This window comes from Xylanimonas sp. McL0601, assembly GCF_049852175.1.
GTDB lineage: Bacteria > Actinomycetota > Actinomycetes > Actinomycetales > Cellulomonadaceae > Xylanimonas.
On record NZ_CP187527.1, the window covers coordinates 2,314,853 to 2,326,661 of the forward strand.

The 11,809-nt window shown below is 73.7% G+C and carries 11 protein-coding genes; 6 read left to right on the forward strand and 5 right to left on the reverse strand.

What is annotated here, in order from left to right:
- Window positions 1-48 precede the first annotated feature (48 nt).
- Together ACO4JP_RS10685 and ACO4JP_RS10690 are read left to right on the forward strand one after the other, a co-directional pair.
- Window positions 49-1,512 carry a lipase maturation factor family protein gene (locus tag ACO4JP_RS10685; RefSeq protein WP_425953675.1) on the forward strand — a complete coding sequence of 488 codons (1,464 nt, stop codon included), beginning with the start codon at window positions 49-51 and terminating at the stop codon, window positions 1,510-1,512.
- Window positions 1,513-1,575: 63 nt separating this feature from the next.
- The gene (locus ACO4JP_RS10690) at window positions 1,576-2,133 is read left to right on the forward strand and encodes a dihydrofolate reductase family protein (protein ID WP_425953676.1); all 558 of its coding nucleotides are present in this window, start codon (window positions 1,576-1,578) and stop codon (window positions 2,131-2,133) included.
- A gap of 23 nt (window positions 2,134-2,156) precedes the next feature.
- Here the strand turns inward: ACO4JP_RS10690 and ACO4JP_RS10695 are convergent, their stop codons facing one another.
- The 4 genes from ACO4JP_RS10695 to ACO4JP_RS10710 form a co-directional block, all read right to left on the reverse strand.
- Window positions 2,157-3,962, reverse strand: a complete 1,806-nt coding sequence (locus tag ACO4JP_RS10695; RefSeq protein WP_425953677.1) for an ABC transporter ATP-binding protein — start codon at window positions 3,960-3,962, stop codon at window positions 2,157-2,159.
- On the reverse strand, window positions 3,959-5,878 hold the full coding sequence (locus ACO4JP_RS10700) for an ABC transporter ATP-binding protein (protein WP_425953678.1): 1,920 nt from the start codon (window positions 5,876-5,878) through the stop codon (window positions 3,959-3,961). The genes ACO4JP_RS10695 and ACO4JP_RS10700 overlap by 4 nt, the downstream gene beginning before the upstream one ends.
- Window positions 5,879-5,953: 75 nt before the next feature.
- Window positions 5,954-6,400, reverse strand: a complete 447-nt coding sequence (locus tag ACO4JP_RS10705; protein WP_425953679.1) for an HNH endonuclease — start codon at window positions 6,398-6,400, stop codon at window positions 5,954-5,956.
- A gap of 109 nt (window positions 6,401-6,509) precedes the next feature.
- Window positions 6,510-6,641 carry a hypothetical protein gene (locus ACO4JP_RS10710; protein ID WP_425953680.1) on the reverse strand — a complete coding sequence of 44 codons (132 nt, stop codon included), beginning with the start codon at window positions 6,639-6,641 and terminating at the stop codon, window positions 6,510-6,512.
- Between the two features lie 161 nt (window positions 6,642-6,802).
- Here ACO4JP_RS10710 and ACO4JP_RS10715 point away from each other — a divergent pair, with 161 nt between their 5' ends.
- Genes ACO4JP_RS10715 through ACO4JP_RS10730 form a run of 4 tightly spaced genes read left to right on the forward strand, consistent with a single transcriptional unit; the run spans window position 6,803 to window position 10,524 of the window.
- Window positions 6,803-8,194, forward strand: coding sequence for a hypothetical protein (locus tag ACO4JP_RS10715; protein ID WP_425953681.1), 1,392 nt, complete (start codon window positions 6,803-6,805; stop codon window positions 8,192-8,194).
- An 11-nt stretch (window positions 8,195-8,205) separates the two neighbouring features.
- On the forward strand, window positions 8,206-8,478 hold the full coding sequence (locus tag ACO4JP_RS10720; protein ID WP_425953682.1) for an acylphosphatase: 273 nt from the start codon (window positions 8,206-8,208) through the stop codon (window positions 8,476-8,478).
- A 43-nt stretch (window positions 8,479-8,521) separates the two neighbouring features.
- Window positions 8,522-9,103 carry a hypothetical protein gene (locus ACO4JP_RS10725; protein WP_425953683.1) on the forward strand — a complete coding sequence of 194 codons (582 nt, stop codon included), beginning with the start codon at window positions 8,522-8,524 and terminating at the stop codon, window positions 9,101-9,103.
- 32 nt (window positions 9,104-9,135) lie between these two features.
- Window positions 9,136-10,524 (forward strand): glutamate decarboxylase, encoded by a 1,389-nt coding sequence (locus ACO4JP_RS10730; protein ID WP_425953684.1) that lies wholly within the window; start codon window positions 9,136-9,138, stop codon window positions 10,522-10,524.
- A gap of 74 nt (window positions 10,525-10,598) precedes the next feature.
- Here the strand turns inward: ACO4JP_RS10730 and ACO4JP_RS10735 are convergent, their stop codons facing one another.
- Window positions 10,599-11,762: a uroporphyrinogen-III synthase gene (locus ACO4JP_RS10735; protein ID WP_425953685.1), complete on the reverse strand. Its 1,164-nt coding sequence runs from the start codon at window positions 11,760-11,762 to the stop codon at window positions 10,599-10,601.
- Window positions 11,763-11,809 lie beyond the last annotated feature (47 nt).

Sequence of the window (11,809 nt, forward strand, 5' to 3'; positions counted from 1 at the left end):
CCATCCTTAACCGAGCGAGCCGTCACACCAGGTCTTAGCGTGGGAAGCATGCCCGGGTGGACGCCCGACTGGCTCGGCTGGTGGGGCAGCAGCGACTACGACGTGGCCCGGCAGGTGCTGCAGCGGGGCGTCGGGGCGCTGCTCGTGCTCGCGTTCGCGCAGATGGTGACGCAGTTCCGGCCCCTCCTCGGCGAGCACGGGATGCTGCCGGTCCCGGCCTTCGTGGCGCGGGTGCCGTTCCGCGTGGCCCCGTCGGTCTTTCACTGGCGTTACTCCGACCGCCTCGCCATGGGCGTCGGCGTCGCGGGCGCGGTGCTCGCGGCGTCTGTCGTCGCAGGCCTGCCGCAGCGCGGGCCGTGGTGGGTGCCGACCGTCGTCCTGCTCGTGTGCTGGGCGCTGTACCTGTCGGTGGTCGACGTCGGGCAGCGGTTCTACGGCTTCGGCTGGGAGATGCTGCTGTGCGAGGCGACCTTCCTGGTCGCTTGGCTCGGGTCCGACGCCGTCGCAGTGCCGTGGGTCGTCGTCGTCGCCTCGCGCTGGCTGCTGTTCCGGCTCGAGCTCGGCGCCGGGCTCATCAAGTGGCGCGGCGGGCACGAGTGGCGCGACCTCACCGCGCTCGACTACCACCACGAGACGCAGCCGATGCCCGGCCCGTTCTCCTGGCACGCACACCACCTGCCGCACTGGTGGCACCGCATCGAGGTGGTGGGCAACCACGTCACGCAGCTGGGCGTCCCCTGGCTGCTGCTCCTTCCCCAGCCGTTCCCGTCGGTCGCCGGAGCCGTCGTCGTGCTCACCCAGGGGTGGCTGGTGCTCACCGGGAACTTCGCGTGGCTCAACTGGGCGGCCATCGTGCTGGGCGCCGGCATGGTGTCCGACGGCACGTGGCAGGCCGTCGGCTCCTGGGTCGGCATCGGCCCCGGGCCGTCGTCCGCGAGCGCCGTCGTCGCGCCGACGCCGTCGTCGTTCCTGGTGGCGGTGGCGGCGGTGGGTGGGGTGTGGTTGGCGTTGTCGTGGCGGCCGGCGCGGAATCTGGTGGGGCCGCGTCAGCTGATGAATGCGAGCTTTGAGCCGTTGCGGCTGGTGAATGCGTATGGGGCGTTCGGGCGGGTGACGCGGTTGCGGGAGGAGGTGGTGGTCGAGGGGACGTCGGACGGGTGGCCGGGGCCGGAGGCGGTGTGGCGGGAGTATCTGTTCAAGGGGAAGCCGTGCGAGGTGGGGCGGCGGCCGCCGCAGGTGGCGCCGTGGCATCTGCGGTTGGACTGGTCGATGTGGTTCATCCCGTTGGGGTCGCCGTCGGGGTGGTTCGTGGTGTTCTTGCGGCGGTTGCTGGAGGCGGATCCGGCGACGTTGCGGTTGTTGCGGGTGGATCCGTTCGGCGGGGTGGCGCCGCGGTGGGTGCGGGCGCGGTTGTTCCGGTACCGGTTCTCGTCGCGGGAGGAGCGGCGGGCGTCGGGTGCGTGGTGGGTGCGGGATGACGTGATGGTGCTGGTGGACCCGTTCCGGCTGTGACCGTGTGGGTTGTGGGTGCGGCCCGGGCTGAGCGCGGGTCTCCTAACGGTGGAGAGCAACGAGATGAGACCACTTCGATACGCGATCAACGTCACGCTCGACGGTTGCTGCCATCACGAGGCAGGGCTCCCCCCCGACGAGGAGTCGATGCGCTACTGGACCGCTGAGATGGAACGAGCCGATGCCCTGCTGTTCGGCCGGGTGACCTACGAGATGATGGAGTCGGCGTGGCGGCGGCCGGGCACGGGCACGTGGCCTGACTGGATGGACGAGTCGGAGGTCCCGTTCGCCGAGAGCATCGACCGGGCGAAGAAGTACGTCGTGTCGAGCACGCTGAGCGGGGTCGACTGGAATGCCGAGCTGGTGCGAGGCGACGTGGGGCAGGCGGTTCAGCGGCTCAAGCAGGAGCCGGGCGAGGGCCTGTTCGTGGGTGGCGTGACGCTCCCCCTGGCGTTGGCGGATCTGGGACTGATCGACGAGTACGTGTTCCTTGTGCAGCCGGTCCTTGCCGGGCGCGGGCCGACGTTGCTCGCCGGTCTGCGCGAGCGCATCCGGCTCGAGCTCGTGGATCGCCATGAGTTCCGGTCGGGGGTGGTCGCCCTGCGGTACCGGTCCACGTGAGTGACGGCTTGACGTGACGTGCCCTAGACGAGGGAGTCGCGCCAGGCGGTGTGGAGGCGGGCGTAGTGGCCGTCGGCGGCGATGAGCTGGGCGGGGGTGCCGTCCTCGGTGATGCGGCCTTGCTCCATGACGAGGACGCGGTCGGCGATCGCGACGGTGGACAGGCGGTGGGCGATGATGATGGCGGTGCGTCCGGCGAGGAGGGTCTTGAGGCCTTGCTGGACGAGCCGTTCCCCGGGGATGTCGAGCGACGAGGTGGCCTCGTCGAGGACGAGCACGGCGGGGTTGGCGAGGAAGGCGCGGGCGAAGGAGAGCAGCTGGCGCTGACCGGCGGAGACGCGGCCGCCGCGCTTGTTGACGTCGGTGTCGTAGCCGTCGGGCATGGCGAGGATGAAGTCGTGGGCGCCGACGGCGCGGGCGGCGGCCTCGATCTCGGCCTGGGTGGCGTCGGGGCGGCCGAGGGCGATGTTCTCGCGGACGGAGCCGGAGAAGAGGTAGGCCTCCTGGGTGACCATGACGACGGCACGGCGCAGGTCGGTGCCGGCGAGGTCGCGCAGGTCGACGCCGTCGAGGAGGACGCGCCCGGCGGTGGTGTCGTAGAAGCGGGTGACGAGCTTGGCGAGGGTGGACTTGCCGGCGCCGGTGGTGCCGACGAGCGCGACGGTCTGCCCGGCGGGGATGTGCAGGTCGAGGCGGGGCAGGACGACGGGGCCCTGGCCGTAGTGGAAGGTGACGTGCTCGAGGCGGACGTCGCCGCGCGCGTCGGGCAGCGGGACGGGGGTGGCGGGTTCGACGACGGTGGGTTCCTCGGCGAGGAGGGCGGAGAGCTTCTCGAGCGCGGCGGCGGCGGACTGGAACCCGTTGTAGAACATGCCGACCTGCTGGATGGGCTGGAAGAACCGCTTGACGTAGAGGAGGGCGGCGACGAGGACGCCCACGCGGAGGTCGCCTTCGAGGGCGCGCCAGCCGCCGTAGGCGAGGGCGGCGACGACGGTGATGTTGCCGATGAGGACGAGGCCGGGCTGGTAGCGGCCGTTGATGGAGAAGGTGTCGAGGTTGGCCTGGCGGTAGTCCTCGGCGAGGAGCCCGTAGTCGTGCTCGGTGGTGGCTTCGCGGCGGAACGCCTGGACGGCGCGCATGCCGGTCATGGTCTCGACGAACTTGACGATGACGCGCGCGGAGGCGGTCCTCTGCTCGCGGTAGAACTGCTGGGAGCGGCGCTGGAACCAGCGGGTGAGCAGCCAGGCGGGCACCATGGCGGCCGCCAGCACGAGACCGGAGCGCCAGTCGACGAGGGCGAGGCCGACGGCGGTGAACGTCATGGTGAGCAGGGACGAGACGACGCCGGTGAGGCCGCCGTCGAGGAGCTCGCGCAGGGCCTCGAGGTCGGAGGTCTGGCGGGAGATGATGCGGCCCGAGGTGTAGGACTCGTGGAACTCGAGGCTCAGGCGCTGGGTCTGGCGGAACACGCGGCGGCGCAGCTCGAGCAGCACGGCCTGGGAGATGACGGCGGCGGCGCGCACGTACCCGCCGTTGGCGACGCCGGCCACGACCGCGGCGACGACCATGAGCGCCCCGTACGTGACCAGCGGTCCGTACCGGCCGTCGTCGAGGGCGGGCAGCGCGTGGTCGATGGTCGCGGCCACGAGCGCGGGCCCGGCGACCTGCCCGAGCGTGGACGCGACGACGAGCAACGCCGACCAGGTCAGGCGCCGCCCGTGGGGGCGCAGGAGGTTGCCGAGCAGGCCGAGCGAGCGGGCTCGCACGGCGCGTGACTCGGCGCGGTCCAGGACGTCCTCGGACGCCTCGTTCGCCGTCGTGGTGCTCACAGCCGTGCTCCTGTCGCCTGGTCGTCGTGCAGTTCGTCGTCGACGCCACCGACGGTGGTGTCGACCGTGGCCTCGGCGAGCGTGCCGACGCCGTGCTGGGCCGCGTCGCCCTCGAGGCTCGAGATGACGTACCGGTAGTGCGGGTCGGTCGCGAGCAGCTCGGAGTGGGTGCCGACGGCGGTGATCCGCCCGCCCTGCAGCACGGCCACACGGTCCGCGAGCGCCACCGTGGAGGGCCGGTGGGCGATGACGAGGGTGGTGGTGCCGTGCAGCACCTGGCGCAGCCGTGCGGTGACGGCTTCCTCGGTGGCGACGTCGAGCGCGGACAGGGGGTCGTCGAGCACGAGGACGTGGGGGCGGGCGGCGATGGCGCGGGCGAGGGCGAGGCGTTGGCGCTGGCCGCCGGACAGGGAGAGGCCTTCCTCGCCGATGCGGGTCTTGACGCCCTGGGGCAGGCGGGGGGTGAAGTGGGCCTGGGCGACGTCGAGCGCCTCGGCGAGCCGTTCTTCCTTGGCGGGTCCGGACAGGGTGTCGTCGACGCCGAGGAGCACGTTGTCGCGCACGGTGGCGGAGAACAGGGTGGGGTCCTCGAACGCGACGGCGACGGTGCGGCGCACGTCCGCGCGGCGCAGGCGGCGCACGTCGACGCCGTCGAGCTCGACGGTGCCGGCGGTGACGTCGTACAGGCGCGGGACGAGCATGGCGAGCGTGGACTTGCCCGAGCCGGTGAGCCCGACGAGGGCGGTGGTGGTGCCGGCGGGCAGCTCGAGGTCGACGTGGTCCAGGACGGGGACGGCGGCGTCCTCGTAGCGGAACGTCACGTCGCGCAGCCGCACGTGCCCGCGTGGTTCGCCGGGGGCGACCGGGTCGGCGGGGTCGGTGAGGGGGTTGGCGGTGGTGAGCACGTCGAAGAACCGGTCGACGGCGGTGCGGGCGTTGAGCGTCATCGACAGGGTCATGCCCATGTCGACGACGGGGCCGTTGATGACGGCTGCGGTGGCGAAGAACGCGGTCAGCGCGCCGACGGTGATGGACCCCTGGTGGGCCATGAGGGCGCCGAGCACGAGGCACACGGCGAGGGTGAGCTCGGGGATGAGCGTGAGGGTGACGTTGACGGCCGCCTGTGCGCGGGCCTTGGCGAGCTCGGTGGTGCGCAGCCGCTCGGCCTGCCCGGTGAACGAGGCGAGGGCGTCGCGGCCGCGGCCGAACGCCTTGAGCACGCGGATGCCGTGCACCGACTCCTCGACGGTGGTGGCCAGGTCGCCCGACTGGTCCTGCGAGCGGCGGGAGATGACGCGGTAGCGGCGGGAGAACCTGAAGGTGATGACGGCGACGGGGATGGCCCCCGCGAGGTAGACCACGCCGAGCCAGCCGGTGGTGGCGGCGAGCAGCCCGACGCCGACGAGCACGGTGGCGATGCTGACGACGAGCTGCAGCAGGCCGAAGACGAGCCAGCGGCGCAGGAGGCCCAGGTCGGACATGGAGCGGGACAGCAGCTGCCCGCCTGCCCACCGGTCGTGGAACGCGATCGGGAGGTCCTGCAGGTGGCGGAACAGCGCCATCCGCATGTCGGCCTCGACGCGTGTGCCCGGCAGCATGACCAGGTTGCGGCGCACGAGGATGAGGCCCGCCTCGGCCAGGCCGAGGGCCAGCACGAGGGCTATCGCGCCCCACAGGGCGCCCGTGTCGTGGGCGCGGGCGCCGGCGGCGAGCGGGCCGTCGACCAGGTGCTGCAGGACCCGCGGGATCGCGAGCGCGGCCAGCGACGCGCCGAGCGCCGAGACCATCCCCGCGACCAGCCGCGGCAGCGCCGGCCGGACGAACGGCATCAGCCGGCGCAGCGCTGCCACGGTGGACTCGGTGCTGCCGGCGGGGGGCGTGGGGGCAGGCGCGAGCGCGCCGTCGTTGGTGGGCATCGAGGATATTTAACACCCGAATCAATGCGATCGGTTGCCCCGAGCACCCGCGGGCACCCACGAGCACGGACCCGGTCAGGCCGCCGGACTCCAGGAAAGGTCCGGGACGTGCGGGACGACGCGCAGCTCCATGTCCGCCTCCTGCGGGGTGCGGTCCGCCTTGCGCGCGTTGCAGGCGCCGCACGCCGCGACGAGGTTGAGCCACGACGACGCGCCGCCGCGCGAGCGGGGCAGCACGTGGTCGACCGTGTCGGCCGGGCCGCCGCAGTACGCGCAGCGCCCGTCGCGGGCGCGCACCGCCGCCTTCGTGCAGGCCGGCGCGTGGCCGTGGCGGTAGCGCCAGCGCATCGTCACGTACCGCACCAGGCGCAGCACGCGCGGCAACGGGTAGGGCCCGAACGACCTGCCAGCTTCCGACTCCTCGACGACCGCGACCTCGCGTACCAGCATGTGGATGGCGTGGCGCAGCGACACGCGGTGCAGCGGCTCGTAGCCGGCATTGAGGACCAGCACGTCGGCCATGGTCGCCTCCTCGTCGTCGTCGGTCTCGGGTCGGGTGGGGTCCGAGGACGACAGAAGCCGCCCAGGGACGTCCCTGCGACGGCTTCGAGGCTGACCGGGCGGCACCCGGTCAGGCGTGGTGCGGGCCGCAGGAATGGTCGATGAGGTCGGTGCGGTGCAGGTCGAACCGCCGCTGCGTGCCCGGGCCAGGGCACACGGGGACGACGACACCGGCGGCGTCCGCCCACGTCGACCGGCTCATCGCGATGCCCCCTCCCGTGTGCTCCCGCCCGCCACCTGTGGGGCGAGCGTGCTCGTGCGTGCAGCGCGTGCGCCCTGCATCCGGTCAGAATCTACGCGCGCTCGGCGCGGGGGGCCAGAGTTTTCGCAGACCGCTGCGAGCTGGGCCCCTACGATCGAGCCATGGACCCGATCGTCATCGTCGTCGCCGCCGTCGGAGCCGTCGCCGTCGTCGGCTCGGTGCTCGGCGGGATCGTCGGGCGGCGGGGGCGCGCCCGGCTCATCGCCGCGGCCGCCGCGCAGCTCGCCGGCCTCGAGCGGGAGGCCGGCACCGCCCTGGTCCGCACCGACGAGCGGCTGCGGCTGGCCGACGACGAGGCCGGCTTCGCGCTCGCCGAGCTCGGAGAGCAGGAGGCCCGCGGGCTGACCGGGGCGCTCGCCCACGCCAGGGCGAATCTGCAGGAGGCCTTCCACCTCCAGCAGCTGCTGCACGACGAGGTCCCCGACACCGACCAGCAGCGCATCGCCTGGACCAGCCGCATCGTGGAGCTGTGCCGCGCGGCCGAGGGCGCGCTCGCGGAGCAGTCCGCGACCCTCGCCGCCCGGCGCGAGGCGGCCGGGCGCACCCCGCAGAACCTGACCCAGGTGCGCGCGGACACCGACCGGCTGCGCGCGGCCCTGCCCCCCGCCGAGGCCACGCTCGCCGGCCTGCGTGGCCGGTACACCGGCGTCGCGCTGCAGGCCGTGGCCGCCAACCCCGAGCAGGCCGCGCGCCTGCTGGAGTTCGCCGCCCGCAGCGCCGACGTCGCCGCCAAGAAGCTCGGCGAGTCCCGCGGGCGCGACGCCGAGGCCGCCGCCACCGCCGCCGTCGAGGCCGTCCGCCGCGCCGAGGGGCTGCTCGACGCCGTCGACCGGTTCGAGATGGAGGCGCTGGCCGCCGAGTCCACGCTCGGTGGGATGATCGCCGAGTCCCGCGCGGAGATCGCCGCCGCCCGGGCCATGCCCGCCGCGAAGCGGGCCGGGGCCGTCGACGCCGCCGTCGCCGGGCTCGAGGAGGCGCTGGCCTCGCTGCCCGCGCCCGGCGCGCCGTCCGACCCCGTCGGCGGGCTCACCCGCGTGCGCCAGGCCAACACCGCGCTCGACGACGCCGTGGCCGCCGTCGAAGAGGCCGGCCGGCGCGCGAAGGCGGCACGCACCCAGCTCGCCACCGCCCTCCTCGACGCCGAGCAGCAGGTGCTGAACGCCCGCCGGGCCGTCGACGACTACCGGGCGCCCGTCGGGCCGACGGCCCGCACCCGGCTCGCCGAGGCCGAGCGGGAGCTGACCGAGGCGCGCGGCGAGACCGACCCCGAGCGGCAGCTCGCGCGGGCGCGGCGCGCCGCCTCGCTTGGCGCCGAGGCGTCGGCCATCGCCCAGCGCGACATCGCCAACTCGGGCTACGGGCAGGGGTACGGGTACGGCGGCTGGCAGGGCGTGCCGACCCGGCGGTCGTCGTCGGGCGACCTGCTGGGCGGGATCCTCGGCGGCATGGTGCTGGGCGGGATCCTCGACGACATCGGGGACATGTTCGACTGAGGGGGCCGCCGGTGCGCAGACGGGTCCGCGTCGTGGTGCGCGGCGGCGTGCAGGGCGTCGGGTTCCGGTACTGGACCGCCGACGCCGCCCGCGCCGCGGGCCTCGCCGGCTGGGTGCGCAACCTGCCCGGCGGCGAGGTCGAGGCCGAGATCGAGGGCGACGACGACGCCGTCGGAAGGCTGGTGGACGCGCTGCGCGCCGGCCCGCCGCTCGCGCACGTCACCGGCGTGCACACCGAGGACGTGCCTGTGCGCGGCGAGGACGGGTTCCGGATCGCGCCCTGAGCTTCACCGAGTCGCTCGGTCCTGGCCGGTCTAGGGTCGTGCCGTGCATCGCGAGCGGTGGATGGGGCTGTGCTTCGCGGCAGGGTCGGCGTGCTTCCTGGTCGGCCCGTTCCCGGGCTACGCGGACCTGGTCGGACCGCAGGCCGCGGCCCTGACATTCTTCGTCGGCTCGATCCTGTTCACGGCCGGCGGCGCGCTCCAGAGCTGGGTCGCGTACGACCAGGGCGACGCCGCGCGATGGTCTGCGCTGATCCAGTCGGCCGGCACGCTGTTCTTCAACGTGACGACCTTCCGCGCGTTGTCGACCGCGCTCTCCGACCCCCAGTACGACAGGCTCGTCTGGCGGCCCGACGCCTTCGGCTCGATCTGCTTCCTCGTCTCGGGCGTGATCGCCTACCGGGCCGCGCCACGTCAGTGGCAGGCCCGGGTCAACCTGCTGGGCTGCATCTTCTTCGGGATCTCGGCCGTAGCCGGCTACGTCGTGCCGGCGACCGGCTCGATCCTCGATCTCGCCGCCGCCAACTGGAACACGAGCCTCGGCGCCGCCTGCTTCCTGGTGTGCGCGATCGCGACCGTGCGCGAGAGCTCGACGGTTCGCGAGGCGCAGGGGCACCCCACGGCGTAACGTCGGTCCCGCCGAAGCGGGGGGGTCGCACCATGTCCGAGGCGGACTTCATCAAGCGCATCGAGGCGGTCGCCAGCCAGTACGGCAACCGCTTCCTTCTCGAGCCGGCTCCCGACGACCGGCTGCCCGAGCACGGGATGACCGCCGTCGACGCGATGCGGCTCATCGGCGAGGAGCTGGTGCTCGACGGCATCCCGCAGCGCAACCTCGCGACCTTCGTCACCACGTGGATGGAGCCGGAGGCGCAGCGCGTCATCGCCGAGAACCTGCACCGCAACTTCATCGACCACGCCGAGTACCCGCAGACCGCCGAGATCGAGCAGCGCTGCATCCGCATGCTCGCCGACCTCTTCCACGCACCCGGCGAGACGACCGGCGCGCGCACGCAGGGCTCGTCAGAGGCCATCATGCTCGGCGGGCTCTCCCTGAAGTGGAAGTGGCGCGAGCGCCGGGAGAAGGCGGGCAAGGACACCACGCGGCCGAACCTGGTCTTCGGTGGCGACGTGCACGTGGTCTGGGAGAAGTTCTGCCGCTACTTCGACGTCGAGCCGCGGATCATCCCCCTCCAGCCCGACAGGCTCACGATCGGCCCCGAGGACGTCGAACCGTACGTCGACGAGAACACGATCGGCGTCGCCGCCGTGCTGGGCACGACGTTCACCGGCCACGCCGACGACGTCGGCGGCATCAACGACCTCCTCGTCCGGCTGCGGGAGTCGAAGGGGTTCGACGTGCCGCTGCACGTCGACGCCGCCAGCGGCGGCTTCGTGTGGCCGTTCCTGTACCCCGACACTGCCTGGGACTTCCGGCTCGAGCAGGTGCGCTCGATCAACGTGTCGGGGCACAAGTACGGCCTCGTCTACCCGGGCATCGGCTGGCTCGTGTTCCGGGAGCGCAGCGACCTCGCCGAGGATCTCGTCTTCTACGAGAACTACCTGGGCAAGACGGACGCGACGTTCACGCTCAACTTCTCGACCGGCTCCTCGATGGTGCTCGCCCAGTACTACAACTTCGTGCGCTTCGGGCGCGAGGGCTACCGCTACATCATGGAGACGATGCAGGAGAACGCCCGCAGGCTCGCGCAGGCGATCGCCGACATGGGCCCGTTCCGCCTCGTCGGCACGCCCGGCGCCGAGCAGCTGCCGCTCGTCGCGTTCCAGCTCGCGGAGGAACGCGGCTACGACGAGTTCGACATCGCGTCGCAGCTCGCCGCCGAACGCGGCTGGATGGTCCCCGCGTACACCCTGCCGCCGAACGCCGACCACGTCACGATCATGCGGGCGCTCGTCAAGCTCACCCTCGGCCACGGCATGGCCCTGACGCTCGCCTCCGACCTCGCGGCGGCGTGCGACACGCTCGACCGCAAGGGCGGCCTGCACGAGCTCGACCGCAAGCGCGTCAAGACCGGCACCGGCTACTGAGCGCGGCCGGACCGGGTCGGTCGCTCCGGGCGGCGGGACCCCAGCCCGATGCCGTCGAGGCGAGCCCGGCGGGCTCAGGAAAGGTCGTGGGCCCGCTCGATGCGGTAGCCGCGCTTGACGACGGTGCGGACGAGGTCGCGGCGCCCGACGGCCTCGCGCAGGCGGCCGATGGCGACCTCGACGGCGTGGGGGTCGGTCGAGGCGCCGGGCAGCACCTCGAGGACGCGCTCGCGGGGCACGACGTCGCCGCCCGCGGCTGCGAGCAGGCGCAGCACCTCGAGGCCGGTGGGCGACAGGGGCAGCACCCGCCCGTCCAGGACGGCGAGGCGGGCGCGCACGACGAGCGGCCCGGCGACGGTGGCCAGGGCGACGGACCCGACGTGCTCGTAGTGGGCGACGAGCGCGCGCACGAGCGCGCCGAGGCGGCCGCGCTCGGGCTGCAGGGCGGCGACGCCGCGCTGGGCGAGCGGGCGGGCGGTGACGGGCCCGACGGCGGCGGCGACCATCTCCCCCGACGTCAGCCGCGCGAGCACCTGCGGGCCGAGCTTCGCCTCCTCGGCGGCCGCCAGCCACGCCTCGGCGCCGGGCGCGGAGGTGAAGACGACGGCGTCGATCTCCCCCGCCGCGGCGGCGCGCACGGAGTCGCGCACCGCGGCCGGGTCGGGCGCGGGCCCCCAGCGGTAGACGACCAGGTTGGTGACGCGGGCGCCCGCCTTGGCCAGCACGACGTCGAGGCCGTCGGCGCCGGCGCCGTGCTGCTGGACGGCGACGTGCAAGCCGGCCACGCCCTCGGACAACAGCAGCTCGGCCACCTCGGCGGACGTCTCGGACTCGGCGACCCAGTCGGCCTGCAGGCCGGCGGCCTGGATCGCGCCGCGCGCCTTGGGGCCGCGGGCCACGATGCGGGTGCCCGCGAGCGCCGTGGTGAGCCGGTCGGCGAGGCCGTGGGCGTCGGCGGCCTCGATCCAGGCCCGGAACCCGACGCCGGTCGTGGCGACCAGGACGTCGGGCGGGTCGGCGAGCAGGGCGCGCGTGGCGGTGACGAGGGCCTCGTCGTCGACGTGCGGCACGATGCTCAGCGCGGGGGCGTGCCGCACCACGGCGCCGCGCCGCTCGAGGGCGGCGGCGAGCTCGGAGGAGCGGCGGTCTGCGGTGACGAGGACGGTCGCGCCGGCCATCACCGGCGCCAGGGGGCGGGCCTCACCCACGAGCGGTGCCCGCGCCGGGTCCTGCGTCATCCGTCACCTCCACGTCCTGAGGGCCACCAGGGTAGCGGCGGCTCGGC